At 64.9% G+C, this 25,417-nt stretch carries 23 protein-coding genes and 1 riboswitch; of the genes, 14 read left to right on the forward strand and 9 right to left on the reverse strand.

Annotated features, from left to right (window positions below; genetic code table 11):
- Positions 1-5: 5 nt before the first annotated feature.
- On the reverse strand, positions 6-830 hold the full coding sequence (locus tag BKM74_RS09830; RefSeq protein WP_086465547.1) for an alpha/beta fold hydrolase: 825 nt from the start codon (positions 828-830) through the stop codon (positions 6-8).
- A gap of 126 nt (positions 831-956) precedes the next feature.
- On the opposite strand from BKM74_RS09830, the gene BKM74_RS09835 reads away from it, so the two are divergent.
- The 7 genes from BKM74_RS09835 to BKM74_RS09865 all read left to right on the forward strand — a co-directional run bounded on the left by BKM74_RS09835 (position 957) and on the right by BKM74_RS09865 (position 6,492).
- Positions 957-1,892 carry a dihydrodipicolinate synthase family protein gene (locus tag BKM74_RS09835; RefSeq protein ID WP_086465548.1) on the forward strand — a complete coding sequence of 312 codons (936 nt, stop codon included), beginning with the start codon at positions 957-959 and terminating at the stop codon, positions 1,890-1,892.
- Positions 1,893-1,975: 83 nt separating this feature from the next.
- Positions 1,976-2,464, forward strand: a complete 489-nt coding sequence (locus tag BKM74_RS09840) for a PAS domain-containing protein (protein ID WP_176342479.1) — start codon at positions 1,976-1,978, stop codon at positions 2,462-2,464.
- 14 nt (positions 2,465-2,478) lie between these two features.
- Positions 2,479-3,816, forward strand: coding sequence for a dihydroorotase (locus tag BKM74_RS09845; RefSeq protein ID WP_086465550.1), 1,338 nt, complete (start codon positions 2,479-2,481; stop codon positions 3,814-3,816).
- Positions 3,817-3,882: 66 nt separating this feature from the next.
- Positions 3,883-4,461, forward strand: a complete 579-nt coding sequence (locus tag BKM74_RS09850) for a histidine phosphatase family protein (protein ID WP_086465551.1) — start codon at positions 3,883-3,885, stop codon at positions 4,459-4,461.
- Between the two features lie 110 nt (positions 4,462-4,571).
- The gene (locus BKM74_RS09855) at positions 4,572-5,738 is read left to right on the forward strand and encodes an acetyl-CoA acetyltransferase (protein ID WP_086465552.1); all 1,167 of its coding nucleotides are present in this window, start codon (positions 4,572-4,574) and stop codon (positions 5,736-5,738) included.
- Between the two features lie 110 nt (positions 5,739-5,848).
- Complete coding sequence (locus BKM74_RS09860; RefSeq protein WP_086465553.1) at positions 5,849-6,103, forward strand: type II toxin-antitoxin system VapB family antitoxin; 255 nt, start codon at positions 5,849-5,851, stop codon at positions 6,101-6,103.
- Positions 6,103-6,492: a type II toxin-antitoxin system VapC family toxin gene (locus BKM74_RS09865; RefSeq protein ID WP_086465554.1), complete on the forward strand. Its 390-nt coding sequence runs from the start codon at positions 6,103-6,105 to the stop codon at positions 6,490-6,492. The genes BKM74_RS09860 and BKM74_RS09865 overlap by 1 nt, the downstream gene beginning before the upstream one ends.
- Here BKM74_RS09865 and BKM74_RS09870 read toward each other — a convergent pair whose 3' ends face one another.
- From BKM74_RS09870 to BKM74_RS09890, 5 genes are all read right to left on the reverse strand, one after another.
- Complete coding sequence (locus BKM74_RS09870) at positions 6,493-7,854, reverse strand: RsmB/NOP family class I SAM-dependent RNA methyltransferase (protein WP_086465555.1); 1,362 nt, start codon at positions 7,852-7,854, stop codon at positions 6,493-6,495.
- 4 nt (positions 7,855-7,858) lie between these two features.
- On the reverse strand, positions 7,859-8,776 hold the full coding sequence (locus BKM74_RS09875; protein WP_086465556.1) for a TIGR01459 family HAD-type hydrolase: 918 nt from the start codon (positions 8,774-8,776) through the stop codon (positions 7,859-7,861).
- Between the two features lie 36 nt (positions 8,777-8,812).
- Entirely contained in the window at positions 8,813-10,036 is a 1,224-nt protein-coding gene (locus BKM74_RS09880; protein ID WP_086465557.1) for an EAL domain-containing protein, read from the reverse strand.
- A gap of 66 nt (positions 10,037-10,102) precedes the next feature.
- Positions 10,103-11,170: a quinone-dependent dihydroorotate dehydrogenase gene (locus tag BKM74_RS09885; protein ID WP_086465558.1), complete on the reverse strand. Its 1,068-nt coding sequence runs from the start codon at positions 11,168-11,170 to the stop codon at positions 10,103-10,105.
- A gap of 3 nt (positions 11,171-11,173) precedes the next feature.
- Complete coding sequence (locus tag BKM74_RS09890) at positions 11,174-11,530, reverse strand: DUF952 domain-containing protein (protein ID WP_245825895.1); 357 nt, start codon at positions 11,528-11,530, stop codon at positions 11,174-11,176.
- Positions 11,531-11,764: 234 nt separating this feature from the next.
- On the opposite strand from BKM74_RS09890, the gene BKM74_RS09895 reads away from it, so the two are divergent.
- The gene (locus BKM74_RS09895) at positions 11,765-12,604 is read left to right on the forward strand and encodes a branched-chain amino acid aminotransferase (RefSeq protein WP_086465560.1); all 840 of its coding nucleotides are present in this window, start codon (positions 11,765-11,767) and stop codon (positions 12,602-12,604) included.
- Between the two features lie 189 nt (positions 12,605-12,793).
- Here BKM74_RS09895 and BKM74_RS09900 read toward each other — a convergent pair whose 3' ends face one another.
- Entirely contained in the window at positions 12,794-14,356 is a 1,563-nt protein-coding gene (locus BKM74_RS09900) for a gamma-glutamyltransferase family protein (protein WP_086465561.1), read from the reverse strand.
- Between the two features lie 9 nt (positions 14,357-14,365).
- Positions 14,366-15,289 carry an aminotransferase class IV gene (locus tag BKM74_RS09905; protein WP_086465562.1) on the reverse strand — a complete coding sequence of 308 codons (924 nt, stop codon included), beginning with the start codon at positions 15,287-15,289 and terminating at the stop codon, positions 14,366-14,368.
- A gap of 138 nt (positions 15,290-15,427) precedes the next feature.
- Between BKM74_RS09905 and BKM74_RS09910 the strand changes: the two genes are divergently transcribed.
- The 6 genes from BKM74_RS09910 to BKM74_RS09935 all read left to right on the forward strand — a co-directional run bounded on the left by BKM74_RS09910 (position 15,428) and on the right by BKM74_RS09935 (position 24,238).
- Positions 15,428-16,105: a hypothetical protein gene (locus BKM74_RS09910; RefSeq protein WP_086465563.1), complete on the forward strand. Its 678-nt coding sequence runs from the start codon at positions 15,428-15,430 to the stop codon at positions 16,103-16,105.
- 70 nt (positions 16,106-16,175) lie between these two features.
- Positions 16,176-16,256, forward strand: a riboswitch (ZMP/ZTP riboswitch).
- 20 nt (positions 16,257-16,276) lie between these two features.
- On the forward strand, positions 16,277-16,909 hold the full coding sequence (locus BKM74_RS09915) for a LysE family translocator (protein ID WP_086465564.1): 633 nt from the start codon (positions 16,277-16,279) through the stop codon (positions 16,907-16,909).
- 91 nt (positions 16,910-17,000) lie between these two features.
- The gene (locus BKM74_RS09920; RefSeq protein ID WP_086465565.1) at positions 17,001-17,471 is read left to right on the forward strand and encodes a DM13 domain-containing protein; all 471 of its coding nucleotides are present in this window, start codon (positions 17,001-17,003) and stop codon (positions 17,469-17,471) included.
- A gap of 389 nt (positions 17,472-17,860) precedes the next feature.
- Complete coding sequence (locus BKM74_RS18520) at positions 17,861-21,136, forward strand: beta strand repeat-containing protein (RefSeq protein ID WP_140056052.1); 3,276 nt, start codon at positions 17,861-17,863, stop codon at positions 21,134-21,136.
- Between the two features lie 161 nt (positions 21,137-21,297).
- Positions 21,298-22,371, forward strand: coding sequence for a tartrate dehydrogenase (locus BKM74_RS09930; RefSeq protein ID WP_086465566.1), 1,074 nt, complete (start codon positions 21,298-21,300; stop codon positions 22,369-22,371).
- 157 nt (positions 22,372-22,528) lie between these two features.
- Positions 22,529-24,238, forward strand: coding sequence for an ABC transporter permease (locus tag BKM74_RS09935; RefSeq protein WP_086465567.1), 1,710 nt, complete (start codon positions 22,529-22,531; stop codon positions 24,236-24,238).
- A 79-nt stretch (positions 24,239-24,317) separates the two neighbouring features.
- Here the strand turns inward: BKM74_RS09935 and BKM74_RS09940 are convergent, their stop codons facing one another.
- On the reverse strand, positions 24,318-25,355 hold the full coding sequence (locus BKM74_RS09940) for a Fe(3+) ABC transporter substrate-binding protein (RefSeq protein ID WP_086465568.1): 1,038 nt from the start codon (positions 25,353-25,355) through the stop codon (positions 24,318-24,320).
- Positions 25,356-25,417: the final 62 nt, after the last annotated feature.

The raw sequence follows: 25,417 nt of genomic DNA on the forward strand, positions 1-25,417 counted from the left end.
GCTATCTATCTGAAGAAGGACAGCGCCGCCGCGACGATGGCCTCCGGCGCATCCTCCTGCATCAGATGCCCGGCCCCGGCGATTTCCCGGTAAGCGCAGTTTGGCAGCAGCTGCGCCAGCTGCCGGCCGCGCTCTACCGGTATCCACTCATCCTCCTGGCCCCAGAGCAGCATCACCGGGCAACGCACCGAGCCATAATGCGGTTCCACCTCGTCTGTATGGCGCATGTCCATCTGCGCGATCTGGCGATAGAAGGCCGGCTGGCCGGTCTCGCCAAGCCAGGGCGCCAGATAGGGTTCCAGTTCGGCGTCGGTCATCTCGCGGTGAACAGCGCCCCGGATATAGGCCCGCAATATGGCGCGCTGCAGATAGTCGGGCACGCCGGCGAAGGCGGCCTCGTGATGGCGTACATGCTGCACGAAGGGCGAGCCCCAGGGGCGCAGTGCCACCGGATCGACCAGCAACAGCTTGCGATAGTCGCACCTGTCGATCAGATGCGCGCGCAGCGCCGTGGCGCCGCCGAAATCATGCGCCAGCATGAAGGGCGCGGTCAGACCCCAATGCTTCAGCAGGGCCGCCAGCAGACCGTTCTGGACCCCGAGCGACACATCCTGCCCCGCGCGCTTCTCCGACTGGCCATAGCCCAGAAGGTCGTAGAGATGCACTGTGTAGTCACGGGCCAGCTCCCGCGCGATGTTGCGCCAGACATAGGAGGAGAAGGGCGTGCCGTGGACCATCACCAGTGGCGGGCCGTCGCCGATGATATCGTAGGCGACTTCCTGTCCCCGGAAATCGAAGCGCTTTGTCAGATTCCAAGCGGTGTTTGCCATATCCTGCCCCCTTCCATGTCTTTCCGACTTAGGCGGCAAGGTGCTGCGATGCAACCCGGTGCGGCCTTGACCCCAATTCGTCGGCGCGCCATCGTTGCGAATGATTTTCGCTGAAGGAGGCCCCCGATGAAGACCATGCCCGTCACGCCCGACGATCTCGCGCGCTCCGTGCTGGCCGTGCCGCCGCTGGCGCGCAATGCCGATCTCAGCCTGAACAAGGCGGCGAACCAGGCGCTGGTGACGCATCTGGAGGCCGGCGGCGTCTCCACGCTGATGTATGGTGGTAACGCGAATTTCTACAATATCGGCGTCGGCGAGTATCCGGCGATCCTCGACATGCTGGAGGAGATCGCCGGCCCGCAGAGCTGGATCATCCCCTCAATCGGGCCGGATTTCGGCCGCGCCATCGACCAGGTGAAAATCCTGCGCGACCGCGCCTTCCCGACCGCGATGGTGCTGCCGCTGCAGTTCCCCTCGACACCGGCGGGGGCGGAGGCGGGCATCCGCCGCATCGTCGAGACCTACGCGAAGCCGGTTATCGTTTACATCAAGAATGAAGGCTTCCTGGAGCCCGAGAATGTTGCCCGCCTGTTCGAGGCCGGCATGGTGGCAGGCGTCAAATACGCCATCGTGCGCGACGATCCGCGCCGCGACGACTATCTGTCCGAACTGGTGAAGCTGGTTGACCCGCGCCACATCGTCAGCGGCATCGGCGAGCGGCCGGCCATCGACCATCTGCGGCATTTCGGGCTGGCCTGCTTCACCTCCGGCTCGGTCTGCGTCGCACCCGCCGGCTCCATGGCGCTGCGTGCCGCACTGAAGGCGAAGGATTACGAGCAGGCCGAAAACATCCGCACGCATTTCATGGGGCTGGAGGATCTGCGCGACGGGCTGTCGCCGATCCGCGTGCTGCACGAGGCGGTGACGCTGGCCGGCATCGGCGACATGGGACCGATGCTTCCCATGCTCTCCAACATTCCCGAACAGCACCACGCGGCAATCCGCAAGGCCGCCAAGGATTTAATGGAGTACAATGCGCGCCTGCTTTCCAGGGCGGCCTGAGGGGTTTTAAATTTGGCTTGAAGCAATGGTGGGTGGTGCCATATAGGGCGCAATTTCCCCGTTGCTGAAAGCCTATCGTCATTTTGCGTGAACAACCGCCGTCTCTCGACACGCGAAGCTGGGATGCGCGTGTCCGGGCGCTATACGACTATTGGCAGGCACGATGCCGCGATGGCCGTCCGCCCCGTCGTTCCGATATCGACCCGGTCGATCTGCCGAACCTTTTGCGCTGGCTGTGGCTGGTGGATGTGGCGCGTGACGCGCCCGGCTGGCCGATGCGCTTCCGCTGCCGGCTGATGGGCACCGAGCATGTCCGCACCATGGGCCATGACCCGACGGGCAAATGGATGGACGAGGCCTTTCCGACCTTTCTGACCAATCCCACCTATGCGGATTATGTGCAGGTGGCCGAGAAAGGTGTCCCCAGTTACCGGGCTGGTGTACCTCTCTATCATCTGAACAAGGGCCATGTCCGGATGGAACGGATCATGCTGCCGCTGCTTGGAACCGGGAAAACCATCGACATGATGCTCGCCATTACGGTTTATTTGCGCGGCATCGTCGCCAGTTAGCAGGAGGATAAGCCATGACCGATTCTCTCGACCTCGCCGTCACCGGCGGCACAGCCGTCACGCCGAACGGGCGGGAACGGATCGACATTGGCATCAGCGCCGGGCGCATCGTGGCGCTGGGCGACCTCGGCAAGGTGAAGGCGGCGCAGATATTCGACGCCACCGGTCTGACCGTGCTGCCCGGCGTGATCGATACCCAGGTGCATTTCCGCGAGCCCGGCAACGAGCACAAGGAAGATCTGGAATCCGGTACGCGTGGCGCGATTCTGGGGGGTGTGACGGCGGTTTTCGAGATGCCGAACACCAAGCCGTCCACCACCGACGAGGACGCGCTGGCCGACAAGCTGAACCGGGCGCGCGGCCGTGCCTGGTGCGACCATGCCTTCTTCATGGGGGCGGCACCGGAGAATATCGGCAACCTGTCCAGCCTGGAGCGGCTGCCCGGCTGCTGCGGCGTGAAAGTGTTCATGGGCTCCTCCACCGGCTCTCTGCTGGTCGAGGATGACGCCACGCTGGAGGCGCTGCTGGCCGATGGCGTCCGCCGCGTCGCCGTGCATGCCGAGGACGAGATGCGGCTGCGCGAGCGCGCCTATATCGCGAAGGAGGCCGGCCATCCGCGGGCCCATCCCGACTGGCGCGATGTGGAGACGGCACTGAACGCGACCAAGCGGGTCTGCGCACTGGCGCGCAAGACCGGCCGGCGGGTGCATGTGCTGCACATCACCACGGCGGAGGAGATGGAATTCCTCGCCACCCAGAAGGATTACGTGACGGTCGAGACCACGCCGCAGCATCTGACGCTGGAGGCGCCTGACTGCTATGACCGGCTGGGCAGTTTCGCGCAGATGAACCCGCCGATCCGTGATGCGCGGCATCGCGCCGGGCTGTGGCGCGGCATCACGGCGGGCGTGGTCGATGTGCTGGGCTCCGACCATGCGCCGCACACGCGGGAGGAAAAGGCCAAGCCCTATCCCGACAGCCCGTCCGGCATGCCCGGTGTGCAGACCATGCTGCCGCTGATGCTGAACCATGTGAATGCCGGCAATCTTACCTTAGAACGGCTGGTCGATCTGCTCTGCTCCGGCCCGCAGCGGCTTTTCGGTATCGCCGGCAAGGGGCGCATCGCGCTCGGCTATGACGGCGATCTGACGCTGGTCGATCTGCAGGCGAAGAAGACCATCACCCACGCCATGATGGCCAACAAGTCGGGCTGGACACCGTTTGATGGCATGGAGGTCACCGGCTGGCCGATGGCCACCATCATCCGCGGCAATATCGTCATGCGCGACGGCGAGGTGCAGGACAAGCCCCTCGGCAAGCCGGTGCGCTTCACGGAGACGCTGAACGGCTGACGGCTGGACGAAAGGCAATTCCGCGCCACTTTCCTGCTGACTGTTTTCCGGCAAGGGAGGTGTGCGATGCGCCTTGTATTCTCATTTCTGTTCGCCCTTTTTGTCGCCCTGCCGGGCGCTGCCCGTGCCGAGATGCTGGAAGGCGACGCGCTGTGGCAGGCGCTGCGCGACGGCGGCCATGTCGTGCTGTTCCGCCACGCCATTGCACCGGGCGGTGGCGATCCGGCGAGTTTCCAGCTGGGTGACTGCTCCACCCAGCGCAATCTGGACGAGGCGGGGCGCCGGCAGGCGCGCGCCATCGGTGACGCCTTCCGGCAGCGTGAGGTGCCCGTCGCCCGCGTGCTGGCCAGCCGCTGGTGTCGCTCGACGGAGACGGCGGAACTCGCCTTCGGCACTGCCGAACCCTTCCCGGCCATCGACAGCTTCTTCCAGGACCGGGCGCGTGGCCCCGGCCAGACCGAGGCGGCCCGCGTGCGCATCCAGACCTTCGAGGGACCGGGCAATATGATGATGGTCACGCATCAGGTGAACATCACCGCGCTGACGGACATTTTCCCGGCTTCCGGCGAGGGCGTGGTGCTGCGACCCCTGCCGGACAATCCGAAAGGCTTTGCCGTGGTCGGGCGGTTGCGCGCCTGGGACTGAATGCCGATATCGAAAGAACGCGCATGAATAGGCTTCCGGCCTCTGCCGCGCCTCTGCTAGGGTGCGCTGCAACAGGACAGTGAAGTCCGCAGCAAGAGGGAGTTACCGTCATGAGCGCCTGTATCGTCGGCTGGTCGCATATGCCGTTCGGCAAGCACGAATCGGAGGATGTCGAGAGCCTGATCGTCAAGGTCGCCGTCGCCGCGCTGGAAGATGCCGGTCTCGGTCCCGACGAGATTGACGAAATCTATCTCGGTCATTTCAATGGCGGCTTTGTGCGCCAGGAATTCACTTCCTCGCTGGTCTTCCAGGCTGATGAGCGCTTTCGCTTCAAGCCGGCGACGCGCATCGAGAATGCCTGCGCCACCGGTTCCGCCGCGATCCATATGGGGCTGAACGCGATTGCCGCGAAGAAGGCAAAGCGCGTGCTGGTGGTCGGCGTCGAGAAGATGACGGAGGTCTCCGGCCAGCAGGTTGGCGATATCCTGATCCGCGCCGGCTATCTGAAGGAGGATAGCGATATTCAGGGCGGTTTCGCCGGTGTGTTCGGCCAGATCGCGCAGAAATATTTCCAGAAGCATGGCGACCAGACCGATGCGATGGCGCGGATCGCCGCGAAGAACCACAAGAACGGCGTCGGCAATCCCTATGCGCAGCTGCGCAAGGATCTGGGCTATGACTTCTGCAAGACCGTCTCGGACAAGAATCCGCTGGTCGCCGGGCCGCTGAAGCGCACCGATTGTTCGCTGGTGTCCGATGGCGCGGCGGCGCTGGTGCTGGCCGATACCGACACGGCGCTGTCGATGAAGAAGGCCATCGTGTTCCGCGCCGCCGAGCAGGTGAATGATTTCCTGCCAATGTCAAAACGTGACATTACCCTGTTCGAGGGCTGCGAGACTGCCTGGAAGCGGGCTTTCGCCGCCTCCGGCCTCGGCCTTGACGATCTGTCTCTGGTGGAGACGCATGATTGTTTCACCATCGCCGAGCTTCTGGAATATGAGGCAATGGGCCTGACGCCGCGCGGCAAAGGCCATGTCGCCATCGAAGAAGGCTGGGTGGAGAAAGATGGCAAGCTGCCGGTGAACCCATCCGGCGGGCTGAAGTCCAAGGGCCACCCGATTGGCGCCACTGGTGTCTCCATGCATGTGCTTTCCGCCATGCAGCTGACCGGCACGGCCGGTGACATGCAGGTGAAGAACGCCAAGCTGGCCGGCATCTTCAACATGGGCGGCGCCGCTGTCGCCAATTACGTCTCGATCCTGGAGCCGCTGCGCTAAGCAGCGTTCGCCATCGGATTTAGCAGCAGCCCGGCTTCACGCCGGGCTGTTTGTTTATGCGTTAAAATCATATATATCTACGTATAGAAAATATTATACCCAGGTAGAAAATGGCGCTCAGCATCAAGGATCAGGAAACCGATCGGCTGGCCCGGGAAGTCGCCCGCCGAACCGGCACAAGCCTGACCGAAGCGGTCACCCAGGCGTTGCGGGAGAAGCTGCTTCGCCTGAAAGCCCGACAAGTTTCCCCCGCTCTGACCGAGGAGCTGGATGAGATTGCACGCCGTTGCGGCAGCCTGCCGGTGCGTGACGGGCGCAGTGCGGAGGAGATTGTCGGCTATGACGAAGCCGGGTTGCCGCGCTGATGGTGATCGACACGTCCGCTTTGGTGGCGATCCTCTCCGATAAGCCGGAACGGCGCGCTTTCAATGAAGCGATTGCGGCCGATCCGGTGAGGCTCGTCTCTGCAGGCACCTTGATCGAGGCGGGAATCGTTCTGGAGGCCCGCTATGGCGAGATTGCCGGGCGGGAACTGGATCTGTTCCTGCATCGGGCGGGGTGTGAAATCGTACCGGTCGATGCGGAGCAGGCCGAACTGGCGCGGAGGGCGGCGCGCCGATACGGAAAGGGCCGCCATCCTGCCGGACTGAATTATGGCGATCTGTTCGCGTATGCTCTTGCAAAGGCAACAGAGGAAAAACTGCTCTTCAAGGGGCAGGATTTTACCCAGACGGATATTGCCGCCGCGGTCTGATCAATCCTCGACCTGTTCGTCTGCCGGCTTAGCCTCCGCTTCCGGCGCGCGCTCCAGAACGGCGGCGGTGAAGCCGTCGGTGCCATGAAGGCCGGGGGTCAGCCGCAGATAACCCTCGACGATTGAACCTTCCGGCGGCGCTTCGGTGCCGACCGCTTCTGGCCATATGTCAAAGATTGACAATTGCCGGAAATCGGCATGATCCGCCAGGAAGGCAGCGATGCGATCCTCATTCTCGGCAGCCAGCAGCGAGCAGGTGGCATAGACCAGTCGTCCGCCCGGCTTTACCAGGCGCGAGGCACTGTCCAGGATGGAGGATTGCAGGGCAGTCAGCTCGGCCAGGTCGATGCCGCCGCGGCCCCATTTGGCGTCCGGGTTGCGCCGCCAGGTGCCGGTACCGGTGCAGGGCGCATCGACCAGCACACGGTCGAACTTGCCCTTATGCCGCTTCACCCAGGGATCGCGCTCGCTCGCCAGTGGCCGGCGCTCGATGTTGTGCGCCTGGGCACGGCGCTGGCGGACGGTCAGTCGCTCCAGCCTTTTTGCATTCACATCGCAGGCGACGATGCGGCCCTTGTTCTGCATCAGCGCCGCCATCGCCAGCGTCTTGCCGCCGGCCCCGGCGCAGAAATCCACCACCTGCATGCCGGGTTGCGCGCCGACCAGCAGCGCCAGCAGCTGCGAGCCTTCATCCTGGATTTCGATCAGTCCGGATTTCAGCGCCTCGGTGCCGCCCAGCGCCGGCCGTCCGCCCAGCCGCAGCCCGATCGGTGAATAGAGGGCGGGCTTGGAGAAGATACCGTCGCGTTTCATCGCTGCGATGGCGTCTTCCTGCGTGCCTAGCAGCAGGTTGACGCGCAGGTCGGTCGTGGCCTCGTCGTTCAGCGCCCGCAATTCCTCGGCGAAGCGCTCGCCCAGGGCGGCGCGCAGGCCGGCCTCGGCCCAGTAGGGGCATTCCAGCAGCACCGCTTCCGACATGTGCGGATGCTCCAGCGTGTGGGTGACCAGCCGGTCCGCGAGCACGATCTCGCCATCCTCCAGCGGGTAGGGGTCATAGTGCCGGCCGTCGAACAGGCTGCGCAGCTCCGGCCCGGTCAGTTTCTCCACCAGCAGCAGATAGGCGATCAGCAGGTTGCGCGGCAGCGCCTTCGCCTTCGCATGCTCCAGCCACCAGCCGAGCCGCGCGCGCCGGCGGAAGATGCCATAGACCAGCGCCTGGATGGCGGTGCGGTCCTTGCTGCCGATATAGCGGCGCTGTTTCAGATAGGCGCCCACCGCGGCATCCGCCGGCGCCGGGGTGTCGCCAGCCTGGATCGCCTCGAAAATCTCGATGGCGGCGGTGATGCGGGCGCCGGGAGTCATTTTCTTACCAGGTAAAGGCGGGAACGGTCGCTGTCGGGGTGAGGCCGTATTCCCCGTACAGCGCGGCGAGGCGCTGCGGGTCGGGGCGGTCGCCCATGGTGATCTCCAGCCGGTCGCAATGGATGCCGCCGGCCACCAGCAGCGTGCCGGTGCCATGCGCCCGGCCGCCCTTCACATCGGTTTCCAGATTATCGCCGACGGCGAGGATGCGGCTGCGATCCTCGATGTTCATCAGGCGCAGGCAGGTGGCGTACACCGCCTCGTGCGGCTTGCCGTAATAATGCACGAAGCCGCCCATCTGCGCGTAGCGCGCGCCGATGGAGCCGGCACAGAGATGGCGGTCGCCCTTGTCCAGCACTTCCAGGTCCGGGTTGGCGCACAGCATCGGCAGGCCGCGCTCCAGGCAGCGCGACAGCAGATCGTCATAGCGTTCGATCGGGTCGGTGCCTTCCAGCGGGCCGGTGGCGATCACGAAGGACGCCTCTGCCGGATCGCCGACGACCTCCACACCGCTGCCGTCCAGCAACCCGAGGAAGCGGTCGCCGCCGGTATCGACACAGGTGCGGCCGAGCGAGCGGTGGAACTCGTCGGTGCGGTCGCGCAGCGACAGGAAGGCCTCCTCGCCGGAGGTGTGCACCTCGTCATAAAGATGCCGGCCGATGCCCAGATTGGTCAGCCGGTCCACCACCACCTGCGCGCGGCGCGGCGCGTTGGACAGGACGACGATGCGCTTGCCGGCCTTCTTCAGTTGCGTGAGGCACTCGGCAACGCCCGGATAGGCGGCGCCGCCATCATACAGCACACCCCAGACATCGAGGATATAGCCGTCATATCCGGCGGCGATCTCCGCAACGCCGGAGAGAAGCGGCGGCTGCCGATCAGCAGGCTGAGCGGCGGCAGGCTGCGTGGGGGAGGCGGACATGTCCCTCCGTATTCCTTCTAAAATGCGGTCGGAAAATCAGCGCGGGCGGCGCCCTTCGACCATCGGGCCGCCAAAGAGGTAGCCCTGCCCGAAATCCACCGGATGGTCAAGCAGGCGCAACAGCATGTCGTCGTTTTCGACATGCTCCACGATCAGGTCCATGGCGACGCGGTCCAGGGCGCCCTTCAGCAGGCCGATATCCAGCAATGGCGGCTCGTGCTCGGCATAGGACAGCAGCAGCGAGGCATCGATCTTCAGGAATTTGAAGCCCAGTGCCGCAAACTCCTCCGGGTCGATGTCGAGGTCGGTGATGTGGTCGAGCGAGAAGCGGTAGCCGGCTTCCGCCAGCACCAGCAGCTTGTCGCGGATGGGCGAAGGGTCGGCCGGGAAGCCTTCCTGGGCGAATTCGAACACGATGGACTGCGCCAGCGAGGCATTGGCGGTCAGGAAATCGCTGAATTGCTCGAAGAAGGCGGAATCCTCCAGCGACCGGTTCGAGATGTTGCAGAAGAAGCGGCTTTCCGCCATCGGTCCGCGATGGCGGCGAACATGCTGCACCAGGCGGAACAAGGTCATATTATCGATGGCGCCGATCAGCCCTTCTTCTTCCGCGATGCCGATATAGTGATCCGGGGTAATCAGCAGGCCGGTCTTGGTGCGGATGCGCGACAGGCATTCGTAATGGATCACCCGGCGCTGCGGCAGGGTGACGACGGGTTGCATCATGATTTCGATGCGGTTGTCGCGCAGCCCCTCGCGCACGATCTCCAGGATCTCGCGCGGGTTCAGCATCGGGTCGTCAGTATCCCGCGCTGCCGACAGGACGCGCTTGCCCCTGGCTGCCGGCGGCAGGATTTCGGCTTCGGCCAGCTCGGCCTCGTCCAGTTCCCCGCCAGCAGGCTCATCGCCGCGCTTGGTCCACAATTCCTCGATCAGCGTCTGCAGCACGCGGACTTCCGCCACCACTTCCGACAGATCGCGGGCAGGCGTTTCCTCGCCGCCGAGACTGATGAGTTCATCCATCCGCTGGCCCAGAATATCCAGCGTTTCCCGCATGTCCCGGTGGTCACGCGCCAGATAGGCCATCTGCCGTGCCAGCCGGCGGTTGCGCGAGGATATCAGCAGCGTTGCCTGCAGCCCGAGGCCGAACACCAGGATGAGGGCTGCACCCAGCAGCGACAGCGGGGCCGGGTCGATGGCCATCGGCACATAGACCGGCAGGAGCAGGGCGGCGGCGCCGGCGAGGGCGGCGATGCACACCGCTATCAGCGTTTGCAGAACGATTGTCCGATCCCCCTCGCCGTGGCGGGCCGCTTGCCCACTGTACTACACCCGATCCCGGTCGGTCCCGACGGCTTCTGCGACGCTGGAAAACCCATCGGCGCGCAGTCGCTCCGCCAGATCGTGCTTGATCCGCCCCAGAAGCCCGGGGCCATGATAAACCAGCGCGGAATAAAGCTGTACCAGCGATGCACCGGCCCGGATCTTGGCATAGGCCTGTGCGCCGCTGGAGATGCCGCCGACACCGATCAGCGGCATCTGCCCGTTCGTCAGCCGGGCGATACGGCGCAGCACGTCAGTCGAGGCTTCGAACAACGGCGCGCCGCTCAGGCCGCCGGCTTCCGCGCGGTACAGCGAGCGCAAGCCTGCCGGCCGGGCGATGGTGGTGTTGGAGATGATCAGCCCCTCTGCCGGCGCGGTCATGGCCACCTCCGCGACATCCTCGATCTGCGATTCGTCCAGGTCAGGGGCGACCTTCAGCAGCAATGGCGGTGGCGCCTTGCCGGCCGCGGCGCAGGCCGCATCGCGGGCCGCCCGCACCGCGCGGGCCAGTTCCAGAAATGGCTCGCGGCGCTGCAGGTCGCGCAGTCCGGGCGTGTTGGGGGAGGAGACATTGACCACCAGATAATCGGCCAGCGGCGCGAAGGCGGCCGCCCCCTTCACATAATCCTCGACCGCGTCGGTACTGTCCTTGTTCTTGCCGATATTGATGCCGAGGATGCCGGAACGCGCGCCTTGCAGGCGCGGCAGCACGGCGTCGATCCCGTCATTGTTGAAGCCCATGCGGTTGACGACCGCCGCATCCTCGGAGAGGCGGAACAGCCGGGGCTTCGGGTTGCCGGCCTGCGGGCGGGGGGTGACCGTGCCGATCTCCGTCAGGCCGAAGCCCAGCCCAAGGATTGCCCGGTAGGCTTGGGCGTTCTTGTCGAAGCCGGCAGCCAGCCCGACCGGATTCGGGAAGTCGAGTCCCCACAGACGGGTCGCCAGGATCGGGTCGTCGCCGGCGCGGGACCGCGGCGCCAGGCCGCAGGCCAGCAGCCGGATCGTCAGATCGTGCGCGGTTTCGGGCGGCAGCCGCCGCAGCAGCGGCATCGTCAGGGACGCGGCGTCCATCTTTCAGCTTTCTTCGGCTGGGCTGTTGTCGAGCGGCGGGAAGACATGCAACCCGTCCGGCCCCAATGGCAGCGTGACGGCGCTGTCCACCAGTGACAGCTGAAGCGGGGCATAGAGATGCGGGAAGAGCTGGCCGCCGCGTGCCGGCTCCCATTTCAGGGCCGCACCCAGCCGGGCGGCCTCGACCGCGACCAGCATCAGGTCCGTTTCGCCGCGCCGGTGCTTGGCGGCGCTGCCGGGCAGTTGCCCGGCGGTCGAGAAATGCAGAAAGCCGTCGGCCTTGTCGTTTGCCGATCCGTCATATTGTCCGGTCGATTCGGCACTGCGCCAATCCGCCGCACGCACCATGGTGTAAATCATTTTCGTCTGCATGGGCAGGACAGTAGGTCAAACCGGCGGTGGCCGGCAAGCGGCGGTATCACGCGGTGAGAAGCCATGCAGCGGTGCCGAGGCTGATGCGCGGGTCATGCCGGTCCGGCATGTCTTGGCCTCGCCGTAAAAGCCGGGCTATGCTGTTCGCACAGAAACGATCAGAAGGATGCCGGCCCCGTATCGGGCGACCGGTATTTCGCTTGCCCACCAGGAGTTAGAAAGATGCAGGCTTACAGCTATGTGGATGGCAAATGGCATGACGGCAACCCGCCGGTGCTGGGGCCGCTCAGTCACGCCACCTGGCTGTCCGGCATCATCTTCGATGGTGCGCGCGCCTTCGAGGGCACCACGCCCGATCTCGCCCTGCATTGCGAACGCTCGATCCGCTCGGCCAAGGCGCTGGGTCTGCGCGCACCGCTGACCGCCGGCGAAGTGCATGAGCTGTGCCTGGAAGGCGTGCGCAAATTCCCCAGCGGCGCGCAGCTCTATATCCGTCCGATGTTCTTCGCCGAAAGCGGCTGGATCGATCCCGATCCCGAGACCACGCGCTTCATGCTGTCGGTCTATGAATCGCCGATGCCGGACCCGACCGGCAATTTCCGCGCGATGATCTCGCCCTATCGCCGGCCGACGCCGGAGAGCGCGCCGACCGACGCCAAGGCGTCCTGCCTCTATCCGAACAGCGGCCGGGCGATGCGGCTGGCGCGCGAGAACGGCTTCGAGAATGCGGTGATCCTCGACCAGATCGGCAATGTCGCGGAATTCGCCACCTCCAACCTGTTCATGGTGAAGGACGGCACGGTGATGACCCCGGCGCCGAACGGCTGTTTCCTGAACGGCATCACCCGCCAGCGCGTCATCAAGCTGCTGCGCGATGCCGGCACCCCTGTGGTTGAATGCCAGGTGACGGTGAACGACCTGGTGAATGCTGACGAGATTTTCTCGACCGGCAATTATGCCAAGGTGCAGCCCTGCAACGGCATCGGCGAGCGCAGCCTGCAGCCGGGGCCGGTCTATAGCCTGGCCCGGAAGCTGTACTGGGAGTTCGCCCACAAGGGCTGAGGCTGGCGGGGCTGTCCGCTTTCAGGCGGCGGCATTCGATCTTCTCTTTCTGTCATTGCCGGGCTTGACCCGGCAATCCAGGGCGGCAGACCGAGAGGTCGCAGGCAGGCATTGCCCCTGGACCCCCGGGTCACGCCCGGGGGTGACGGGTTGGGGTATAGAGTTGGAAAACCTTTCCCCCTCTCCTCCTCAGCCCGGCAGGACGGTGATCGCCGCCGCCGCCGGGGAATGCGGATGGGCGGCGCCGTAATTCACGCCGCCTTCGCGTAGCACCACCTGCGGTGTGGCATAGCTGGTCGGCACGATGGTCGGCTCGGTCAGCGTCACCGGGGCCACCTCCTCCAGCTTCGCCAGCGCGGCCGCGTCGAGATCCGGGTGGGCCTCGATCCTGTCCGGCCCATCGACATTGATGCGCGGCGTATGCATCGCCGTATCCAGATCCATGCCGCGTTCCGCCAGGAAAAGGCTCAGCTGGAACACCGCCGGGAAGATGCGCCGCCCGCCGGACGCGCCAATAGCGAACCAGCCCTCGCCATCCTTCGTCACCAGCGCCGGCGACATGTTGCACAGCGGGCGCTTGCCGGCGGCGATGGAATTCGCCCGGCCGGGGCGCGGGTCGAACCAGTTGACGCCGTTGTTCATCAGCACGCCGGTCTTCGGCAACACGACCTTGGAGCCGAAGACCGAGAGCAGCGTGTTGGTCAGGCTGACCATGTTGCCCTCGGCATCGACCACGCAGAAATGCGTGGTGCAGCCCTGGCCCGCCATGTCGCCATCATGCCCCATCGATTCCATGCGGCGCTGGTAGGCGGCGGTCAGCGCCCTGGCATAAGCGGCGAAACAGTCGGCGTCGCTGGCGCCCTTGCCGAGATCGGCGGGCAGCCGCGCCAGCGTGTCGGCGAAGGTCGGCCCGGCATTCAGCCCCGGCAGCAGATGGATGGTGCCCTGGCCGCGTTTGTGCTGCGTCGGTGTGGCGAAATGCGCCTTGTAGGAGGCAAGATCGTCACGGTCCAGGAAGCCGTCCATCTCCTTCATATCGGCGGCGATGCTGCGGGCGATCTCGCCTTCGTAGAAGTCACGGCGCCCGGCCTCGGCGAGGCGGGAAATCGTCTCGGCCAGATTCCCCATATCGAGACGCAGCGGGGCGCCTTCGCCCTGTGCCGGCGGCAGGCCGTTCGGCAGATAGACGGCGCTGGTCGCGGGGAACTCGCGGATCGTCACCGCCTCGCCGGCGACGCGCAGCGTGGTCCACCAATCGACCGGATGGCCGGCTTTCGCCGCGGCGATGGCGGGCTGCAGCAGCTCCGCCCAGGGCTTGGAGCCGAAGCGTTCATGCGCGAGGCCGAGACCGTCCACAGCCCCCGGCACGGCGATGGAGAGCGGGCCTTTCAGGTTCCGCCCGTCCTTCACGGCGGGCCAGTTGAAAAAGTCCGAATCGGTGCCGCCCGAGGCCATCGGATAGGCGGCGGGGTCCAGCTTCCCCGGCGAGATCGCGGCGAAGTCGATGGCGTGGACCTTCTTCTCTTTCGCGCTGTAGATCAGCATGTAGCCGATGCCGCCCAGGCCGCTCATCCAGGGTTCAAACACCGACAGCGCGAAGGCGGTGGTCACCGCCGCATCGACGGCGTTGCCGCCATCGGCCAGCACCTCGGCCCCCAGTCGCGCGGCGCGGGCGCTCTGCGATGCGACGATGCCGCCTTTCGAGCGGATGGCGGGCTTGGATATCTGCCAGTTTTCGATACGCGGCTGCATGGAATTTCCTTAGGCGAGGTGACGGAGATACTGGGCCATGAAGTCGAAATCGACCGACTTCGCATAGGCCTCTATGAGCTTTTTCGTGACCGGGCCGGGCACTGTTCCATCGCCGATCGTGCGGCCGTTGATGCTGCGCACCGGGCAGATGCACAGGGAAGTAGAGGTCAGGAACATCTCGTCGGCGGTATAGGCATCGTACAGGTCGATATCGGCTTCCGCGAAGGGGATGCCGAGGCTCTCCGCCGCCTCGATGGTGTGGCCCCGGCTGATGCCCGGCAGCACGAAGCGGCTGCGCGGCGTGAGCAGCCGGCCTTCGGTGACAACGAAGACATTGCTGCCCAGCCCCTCGCAGAGATTGCCGTCCTGGTCCAGCAGCACGGCCCAGGCCTCGGCATCCTGGGCGCGAGCCTCCAGATCGGCGAGGATCAGGTTGATGTAATTATGCGTCTTGGCGCGCGGGCTCATCGCATCGGGCGGGGTGCGGCGCACCGAGGGCACGATGACGTCAATGCCGTCGCGGTACAGCGGCGCGCGGTTCTTCAGCGGCAGCGGCAGGCATTCGACGATCACGGTCGGGCCGCTGTTCTGCGTGCCGGAGAAGCTTTCGCCGACGCCGCGCGAGATGCGCTGGCCGACCCAGTAATCCTCGTCCTTGTCAATCAGGTGCAGGTTGCGTTCCAGCACTTCCTCGGATATCCGCATCATCTCGGCGGGGGACATTTGCGGATCGATCTTCAGATAGGCGAGCGATTTGTAGAGACGGTCCACATGTTCCTTCAGCTTGAAGATGCGGTGGCCGAAGGTCCGTGTCATATCGAACACGGCATCACCATATTTGAAACCGCGGTCGCGGAACGGGATCAGCACCTGGCTTTCCGGGACGATCTGGCCGTTGAAATAGGCGACGCGTTCGTTGGCGAGGGAATTCATGGGCAGCTCCCCGGTTTTGCGGCTTCTGTTTTGCGCCGACCCGTCCGGCTGGACGTCTGTCGGCAGGCCTTGGAAAATGTTAGGTATATTGAAGAGGAAGCAGCGGGGCCGCGCAATGCAAAGTCGGAGAATGTCGCCATGACAATCGGTATGGCCGCCATGCGCCCGCTCGCTGTCGCGCTGATCGGCCTTGTCCTCGGCCTTGTCGGCCTGGTCCTGGCGGCCGAGGCGCTGGCGCAGGCCCAGCCTCAGGGCCAGCAGCAGGGGCAGGGGAAGCAAGCCAGGGAGCAGCCGGCGGTGGCCCCCGCACAGTGCGCCCGCTTGCCTGGCGGGAATGCCCCTGTCCAGCGTATCGCACGGCTGTCCGGCCAGCTGTCGATCAACAGCCTGCGCTTCACCTATTTCGACAAGCCGCTGGCCGATCTGACATCCGCCGATTTTGACGAAATCGAAGCGTTGACCGCGACCTGCCAGGGCAGTGCCGGCGAGGCGATCAAGGAAATCCGTGCGTTCCGTTCGAAGGTGGAGGAGGCGAATGCCGCCCGCGGCAAGACCCTGAACTGGATCGAGAAGAGCCGTATCGAGATCGGCCGGATGAAGGGCGGCGCCGCCGATCTGGAGCGGCTGCAGGAATTATGGGTGGAGATGCTGTCGCGCACCGAGGAAATGCTGCCGACCGACCGGTCGCCGCTGGCGCGCGACATTGTCCTGAAGCAGGAGGCGATCTACAAGGCAACCGAGCTGCCGCGGCAATCGCCGGTCTGGCCGCCAGAACCCAATACCGGCCAATCCAATACTGGCCAGCCATCCCGATAGAGCCGTCCCGGTAGAGACGCCGCCGGCACAGTTCACGGCTTGCGTAATTTTCCGGATAGGATGAATATCAACATTCCTGCGTGACTGACGCTGAAGATGGGGCACCATCGGGGAGCGCGGGAGATAGCGGCCGCGCGTCTGGGCACTTCTCTATAGCGAACGGAGATTACGATGCCCGATACCGCCAGCCTGCTTGCCTTTGCCTTGATCGCCCTCGGCATGGTCCTGACGCCCGGACCGAACATGATCTATCTGATCTCGCGCTCGATCTGCCAGGGGCGGGTCGCGGGGCTGATCTCGCTGGGCGGCGTCGCGCTCGGCTTCGTCTTCTACATGCTGTGCGCTGCCTTCGGCATCACCGCCATCGTGCTGGCCGTGCCCTATGCCTATGACGCGCTGCGCTTTGCCGGCGCGCTCTATCTGCTGTGGCTGGCCTGGCAGGCGGTGCGACCGGGCGGCCGCTCACCCTTCCAGGTTAGGGCCCTGCCGGCGGACAGCCCGCGCAAGCTGTTCGCCATGGGCTTCCTCACCAATTTGCTGAACCCGAAGATCGCGGTGATGTATCTCTCCCTGCTGCCGCAATTTATCGATCCGGCACATGGCAGCGTGCTGACCCAGTCGCTGGCGCTGGGCGCCACGCAGATCGCCATCAGCGTTGCGGTGAACAGCGTGATTGCCATTGCCGCAGGGTCGATCGCGGCGTTCCTGATCGCCCGGCCGGGCTGGATATTGGTGCAGCGCTGGCTGATGGGGACCGTGCTGGCGGCAATGGCGGTCCGGATGGCGACCGAGGCCCGGCGCTGACCGGTCTTGCACTTTCACGTGGCCTTGATTGGACGTGAGGATCGTTTCCGGTCACGCTGTCTTGCATCGGGGAATTGTGGGGAGGGGTTCTATGCGCCGGTTCATTCTGCTGGCCATCACGCATGGCGGCGCGCTGGCCATTGGCTTCGCGCTCGGCATCTACATGCTGCCGATCCTGACCGCGCCGGCCTCGCCGGATGCTGGCATCCTCAGCGAACAGGCGCAGGGCGCCAGCTTCACGGCGGACTTCACGCGCGATCTGCGCGGCAGTGACTTCCTGCACTGGGGCGAGGGCAAGGTGAGCCTCACGCCGACCCGCATCGTGCATGAGGGAAAGCTGGCGCCGGGGCCGGACTACAAGCTCTATCTGCTCGACCGCTTCGTCGAGCATGAGGAGGAGTTCCTGCCGGTCAAGGCCACCGCCCGCCTGATCGGCGATGTGAAGAGCTTCGACGGTTTCGTGCTCGACCTGCCGCCGGGTGTCGATCCCGCCGCCTACACCACCGTGCTGATCTGGTGCGAATCCTTCTCCGAATTCATCACGGCGGCGAAGTACAGGTGAGGGGACAGGGATGCAGCGGATTAAGCGGCGAGAACAGCGATTTGCGATAATGGTTTCTGAGTAAAATCAGAAACCGTTTTTGCTTTTTAACTATCTAATATTTAGAAATAGTCTGCCGATAATCATCGAACGGGATTGATATTTTTTAATTAAACTTGAATATTATTATATAATTCACCATCTGCATTCTATATAGGCGCCCTGTCGCCGGTATTCTCCCTGGCATAGACAGGGCTTCCTTTGAACCTGACCTGGGCTTCCTTTGAACCTGAATCGCCATGCGGGCGCGGGTTTCCGGGCGGGTTCTGACAGCTTTCCAGGACTCTTCTCGCTGAGACCGGCACTGACCGTCTCGTCTGAATAATAATAAAAACGGTGGAAAATAAATAATGGCAACGATCATTGGTATGGACGCCAGCGATTTCCTCCTCGGCACTGCCGACGGCGATCTCGTCAATGGCGGGCTCGGGAACGACACCATCCGCGGCCTTGGCGGCAACGACACGCTGAACGGTGCCGAAGGCAATGACGATATCGATGGCGGCGACGGCAATGATCACCTGATCGGCGGCGCCGGCAACGACACGCTGCAGGGCGGCATGAACGCCGACACGCTGGAAGGCGGCGACGGAAATGACGTGCTGCGCGGCGGCAAGGGCTTCGACTCAATCAATGGCGGTGAAGGCGACGACACCCTCTATTCCGGCCTCGGCAACGACACGCTGACCGGCGGCGCCGGTGCTGACGTGTTTGTCGTGCGCGGCGCGGATGCCAACTTCCCGGGTGCGCTGAAGACCCCGACCATCACCGACTTCGTAGCCGGCACCGACAGCATCACCATCGAGGGTGCGACCGATGCCGACATCACCGCCGCGCTGGCCGCGCAGACCACGGTCGATGGCGGCGTCTCGGTCTCGATCAACGGCGCGACCATTGTCGTGACGGGCACCGGCCTGACCTCGCTGACCTCGGCCAACGTGTCGAACACGGTTCCGACCTCCAATCCGGGTGAGACCTTCGCCCTGACCACCGGCGTGGATAACATTGTGGGCACGACTGGTGATGACATGTTTATCGCCGATAACACGGGCGGCACTGCTTATCTGACCATCGGGGATCAGATCAATGGCGGTGACGGTATCGATACGCTGAAGATTTTTGGCACGGCCACTGGCAACAACCTGCTGACTGGCGTCTCGAATGTCGAAATGCTGAACCTGGTGAGCCCGGGCAACGTCGATATCAACCTGACCACCATCGCCGCGCCCTCCGGCCTGACCACGCTGAAGGTCGATCAGGTCAACGCGACCGGCACAAAGGCCTTCACTACGACCGGCCACAGCGGCGTGACCCTCGACCTCGCCACGCTGAACAACGCCGATGCCGGCGGCGCGCTGACCTGGGCAGCCAGCACCACCGACACCACGCTGAACCTGGAGCTCTCGGGCTACAGCAACACCGGTACTGCGCGAGACCTGACCATCACCGGTGCGGCGGCGACCACGCTGAACATCACCACCGACACGGCGGCCAGCAAGGTCGCCACGCTGACCGGCCCGGCCACGGCCACCACGGTGAACATCGCAGCGGCAACCGACCTGTCGTTCAGCACCTCGCTCACAGCCGTCGCCGCCAACACGATTAACATCTCCGGCGCCGGCACTGTGTTTATGGGCGGTACCGATTTCGCTGACACCATCACGGTCGATGGCACGGGCAACACCGGCGGCGTACACTATGCCATCGAGGGCGCAAACACGGCCCTGACCTTCAAGGGCGGCGCTGGCGGGGATAAACTATTCTATGTCAATGCGAACCTGGCGAAGGCCGTCTCTCTGGATGGCGGTGCGGGGACCGACGCCATTGTGTTTACCGACGCCACCACCCTTACGGCTCCGGGAACCCTGGCAACTAATGTCAATGCCCTCAAGAACTTCGAGGTTCTGCACTTCGTGGCGACAGGCAGCAGCCTTAACGTGTCGGTGATCGAGAACGGAATCAACAGCTTCCGGGTCGGCTCGGTCATTCCTGGCGCCGGCAACAACACCAGCTTCACGGCGAGCAATTCTCTGTCCACCAGCACCTACACCATCGACACCACCACTGATAATACGGGCACGGTGTCGATCGGCAACAAGGTGGGCGAGACCGGCACCACGGTGACGCTGGATGCCAGCACTGCGACCGCCAACCACACGCTGGCCGGATTGACCGTCACCGGCGTGACCACTGTGAACCTGGTCTCGACCGGCACCGGCACGGGGTCGGCGAACGTGATCACCACGCTGGCCAATGCCGACAACTCGGTGATCACCATCACCGGCTCGAAGGATCTGACCATCACCAACGCCATTGCCGGCACGGCGACCGGCTCTAGGGTGGATGCGTCTGCCCTCACCGGCAAGCTGGTCCTCACCGGCTCGGGCCAGGCCGATGTGATCACCGGCGGCTCGGCGGCGGACTCGCTGCTGGGCGGGGCCGGCGACGACACCATCAGCAGCGGCGACGGCAATGACTATATCTCCAGCGGGGCCGGCGCCGACGTGATCACCACCGGGGCGGGCAACGACCTGGTCGAGATGACGGCGAACGCCTCGGTGCTGACCTTCGCGACGGTCAGCGACTTCGCGGCGGGCGATGCGCTGTCCTTCGCCAACAAGGGCACGGAGGTCTTCACCACGGCAGCCGTCAGCCTGGGCGGCGGCTCGACGCTGACCGACTATATGAACGCGGCCGCGGCCGGCAATGGCGGTACCAACGGCATCGTCCGCTGGTTCCAGTTCGAGGGGAACACCTATGTCGTGCAGGACCTCTCCGCCGGCGCCACCTTCGTCGCCAACACCGACCGCGCGATCAAGCTCAACGGCCTGATCGACCTCTCCACCGCCACGCTGAGCACTGCCGACAACACGCTGACAAACGGCAGCGGTGCCACCGGCACCACCGCCCTCATCGTCAACCAGACCCTCACCGGCACCGCCGGCGCCGACAATCTCTCCGGTGGTGCGGGCAATGACACCATCACGGGCCTGGGCGACAACGATACGCTGAGCGGCGGCGACGGCAATGACAGCATTGACGGCGGCACCGGGGCTGATTCGATAAGCGGCGGCGACGGTAACGACACCATCACGGGCCTGGGCGGTGTCGATACGATGGATGGCGGCGGCGGCGTGGACACTTTCGTCTATACGGCGGTGGACGAGGGTGGTCCCGTCGGTGCCGCCGGTGTCTTCGGGGCCGGCGATACCATCAACGGCTTCACCGCGCCTGGCGCGGCCGGGGCGGTCGAACGGCTCGACTTCACCGGCATCACCAACATCCAGAATGTGGTCGGTGGTCAGGCCTCGTTCGAATCGGTTTCCTCCGGCGGCGCGACCGGCACCAACACGGTCATCTACATCAATAACGCGACGGCGTTTGCTCTTACCGATACGGGTAACGTTATTGGCGCCATCGGCAATTTCGCTGCGGCCGGCTTCGCAGCGGGCGATGTGCATATCTTCATCGTCGGCAATGGCGCCGGCACGACGTTCGGCATCTATGCCTATACGGAAGCCGATGGCAATGCGACGCTTGACCAGGCGGATTTCCGCCTGCTGGGACTGTGGATAACAGCGTCACCGGCTTCGACGGCCACAATATCGTCTAAGCGGTTTCCGTAAAGCTGGTTACTCGAAGCGACGAAAGACGATCCCCGTCTCCGGCAAGGAGGCGGGGATTTTCTTTTGCCGGCGGGCATGGCGCAGCGTCCCACCCGCTTCCCTCTGGCCGCGAAAAGCTCTAAGAGCTTTGGCGAGAAACGGATCAGAGGGAGCCACCAGAGATGCGCCAGTACAAGATCGCCGCCATTCCCGCCGATGGCATCGGGCCGGAAGTCATCGAGGCCGGTGTCGCGGTGCTGCAGGCGCTGGCGCAGCGCGCGGGCGATTTCGCGCTCGCCGTCGAGAGCTTCGACTGGGGCTCGGACTATTACAAGAAGCATGGCGTGATGATGCCGGCGGACGGGCTGCAGCAGCTGAAGCCGTTCGACGCCATCTATTTCGGCGCGGTCGGCGCGCCCGACGTGCCGGACCACATCACCCTGTGGGGGCTGCGCCTGCCGATCTGCCAGGGCTTTGACCAGTATGCCAATGTCCGCCCGACGCGCATCCTGCCGGGTATCGCCTCGCCGCTGCGCAATGTCGGCGTCGGCGATCTCGACTGGGTGATCGTGCGCGAGAATTCGGAGGGTGAATATTCCGGCCATGGCGGGCGGGCGCATAAGGGCCTGCCGGAGGAAGTCGGCACGGAAGTCGCCATCTTCACCCGTGTCGGCGTGACCCGCATCATGCGCTACGCCTTCAAGCTGGCTCAGGCGCGGCCGCGCAAGCTGCTGACCGTGGTCACCAAGTCGAACGCGCAGCGCCACGGCATGGTGATGTGGGACGAGATCGCCGCCGAGGTGGCGAAGGAATTCCCGGACGTGACCTGGGACAAGATGCTGGTCGATGCGATGACCGTGCGCATGACGCTGAAGCCGCAGAGCCTGGACACCATCGTCGCCACCAATCTGCACGCCGACATATTGTCCGATCTGGCCGGTGCGCTGGCCGGCAGCCTGGGCGTGGCGCCGACCGCAAATATCGACCCGGAGCGGCGCTTCCCCTCCATGTTCGAGCCGATCCACGGCTCCGCCTTCGACATCACCGGCAAGGGCATCGCCAACCCGGTCGCCACCTTCTGGACCGCAGCGCAGATGCTGGAGCATCTGGGCGAGACTGCCGCCGCCGCACGGCTGATGACAGCGGTGGAGCAGGTCTGCGCGGCGGGCATCCTGACGCCGGATGTCGGTGGCAATGCCACCACACGGGACGTTACCGACGCGGTGATCGGCGCGATCCGCGGGGCGAATGCGTAAGGACCGGGCGCCGCTACACTTTCCCGTGACACTTGGTCGCTCGGAATGCCAATGACTTGCACTATCGCTGCGGCGGGTGCTATTCGGCTGGGATAAGACGGGCGCCGGCCCGCCTTTCCGTTTTCCCCTGTCTTCCCGTTTTTCAGGGCAAGTGCAATTGACCGAAGGCATCGCGCCAGACCGGATTGTTCCGACCAGCACGCTTGCGCCGCAGGGCCGCACAGGCCGGCTGCGCGGCAGCCTGTCGGTATGGCCGGTGATCTCGGTCGTGATCGCGCTGCTGGTGGCGGTGCCGGTCCTTGTGGTCGGCGGGCATGTGTTCCAGCCGGCCGGCGAGGTCTGGCGGCATCTCGCCAGCACCGTGCTGTGGGACTATGTGCGCAACACGCTGGTGCTGCTGCTGGGGGTCGGGGCCGGCGTCGCGGTGATCGGCGTCGGCACGGCCTGGCTGGTCACCATGTGCCGGTTTCCGGGCGGGCGTGTCTTCGAATGGCTGCTGCTGCTGCCGCTGGCCTTTCCGGCCTATGTGCTGGCCTATGTCTATACCTACCTGCTGCAGTCTGGCGGGCCGGCGCAGATTGCGCTGCGCGAGATGACCGGCTGGCGTTATGGCGAGTACTGGTTCCCGGAGGTCTATTCCATCGAGGGCGCCATCGCGATGTTCGCGCTGGTGCTCTACCCCTATGTCTATCTGCTGGCGCGGGCCGCCTTCCTGTCGCAGTCGATCTGCGTGCTGGAGGTCAGCCGCACGCTGGGTTGCGGCCCCTGGCGCAGCTTCGTCCGCGTGGCGATCCCGCTGGCCCGCCCGGCCATCATCGGCGGTGTCACGCTGGCGCTGATGGAGACCATGGCGGATTTCGCCACCGTGCAGTATTTCGCGGTGAACACTTTCACCACCGGCATCTACCGCACCTGGTTCGGGCTGGGCGACCGGGTGGCGGCGGCGCAGCTGTCGGCGGTGCTGCTGGCGCTGGTGCTGGGGCTGCTGCTGCTGGAGCGGCTGTCGCGCGGCGAGGCGCGCTATCACCACACCTCGGGGCGCTACACGCATATCTCCCAGGTCCAGCTTCGCGGCTGGAAAGCGGCGCTGGCGGCGCTGGCCTGCGCCCTGCCGATCCTGCTGGGCGCCGTGCTGCCGGCCGCCGTGCTGGTGGAGATGCACCTGTCGGTCGGCGATCCCTATTTCGGCAGCCGCTTCATCGGCTATACCGTGAACAGCTTCGTCATCGCCGGCCTGGCGGCGGTGCTCGCGGTCATCCTGTCGCTGCTGATCGCCTATGGCCAGCGCCTGAAGCCGTCGGCGCTGGTGCGCGGGTCGGCGCGGGTGGCGGCGCTTGGCTATGCCGTGCCGGGCTCGGTCATCGCGGTCGGCATCCTGATTCCGCTGGCCGCCTTCGACAATGCGCTGGATGGCTGGATGCGTTCTTCCTTCGGCATCTCGACCGGGCTGTTGCTGAGCGGCACCATCGCGGCGCTGCTCTATGCCTATGTGGCGCGCTTCCTGGCGGTGTCGCTGAATGCGGTGGATGCCGGCCTCGCCAAGGTGACGCCCAGCATGGACCAGGCGGCCCGCACGCTGGGCAAGGGGCCGGCGCGCACGATCTGGCAGGTACATGTGCCGATGATCAGCGGCAGCGTGCTGACCGCCGGGCTTATCGTCTTCGTCGATGTGATGAAGGAACTGCCGGCGACTCTCATCGTCCGGCCGTTCAATTTCGATACGCTGGCGATCCGGGTGTACAGCCTGGCCTCGGACGAGCGGCTGGAGCAGGCCTCCACCGGGTCGCTCGCCATCGTGCTGGTCGGCATGGTGCCGGTGATCCTGCTCAGCCTGATGATCGCGCGCTCCCGGCCGGGGCAGCGGTAAGGCCATAAGAAAAGGGCGCGCCCCCCTGGGGAGAAACCCTGGGAGGACGCGCCCTTTCCGGTGGCGTAGGCCGGGTGGCTTACTTCCAGTCGGCCTGATCGGTGATCTGCAGCGCCTTCGAATTGTTCATCGCGAAGGTGTCCGCGTTCAGCTTGTCTTCCTTGAATTCGCCCCAGCTCTTCAGCGTGTCGTTCCACGCGACGCCCGGGACCGCCGGATATTCGTAATTGCCCTCCGCGAAGTATTTCTGGGCTTCCGGCGTGGTCAGGTATTCCAGGAACTTGATCGCGTTTTCCTTGTTCGGCGCGGTCTTCACGATGGCGGCGCCGCTGATGTTCACATGGGTGCCGCGGTCGTTCTGGTTCGGGAAGATGACGCCGACCTTGGCAGCCGCTTCCTGATCCGCCGGCTTGCCGTTGATCATCTGGCCCAGATAGTAGGTGTTGGAGACCGCGATATCGGCCTCGCCGGCGGCGACGGCGCGAATCTGGTCACGGTCGCCGCCCTTCGGCGCGCGCGCCAGGTTGGCGACGACGCCCTTCGACCATTCCAGCGTCTTTTCCGGGCCGTGTGCGGCCAGCATCGAGCCGACCAGCGACTGGTTGTAGATGTTGGTGGAGGAGCGGATCGCCAGCTTGCCCTTCCATTTCGGGTCGGCCAGATCCTCGTAACTGGAGATATCCGACGGCTTCACCCGGTCCTTGGCGTAGATGATGACGCGGGCGCGCTTCGACAGGCCGAACCAGTGGCCCTGCGGGTCGCGCAGATTGGCGGGGATCGCCTTCTCCAGCACCTCGGACTTGATCGGCTGCAGCACGCCAGCCTCCTCGGCACGGACCAGCCGGCCGGCATCGACGGTGATCAGTAGATCGGCCGGGCTGTTCTGGCCTTCGGCCTTAATACGCTCGATCAGCTGGTCGGCCTTGGCCTCGATCAGGTTCACCTTGATGCCGGTCTGCTTGGTGAAATTCTGGTACAGCGCGTCGTCCGTGTCGTAATGGCGCGCGGAATAGACATTCACCTCGGCGGCCTGCGCCAGGGATGGCGCGAAGCCGGTTCCCAGCGCCACGAGGCCAACGCCGGCGCCCAGCGCCAGCTTGTGGAAGAGCATTCGCATCTGGCAGGTCTCCTTCGTCCCGTCTATCACCCGCTGCTTGCGAGTGACTTTCAGTATCCTAT

The organism is Oceanibaculum nanhaiense, assembly GCF_002148795.1.
GTDB classification, from domain to species: Bacteria; Pseudomonadota; Alphaproteobacteria; order Oceanibaculales; family Oceanibaculaceae; genus Oceanibaculum; species Oceanibaculum nanhaiense.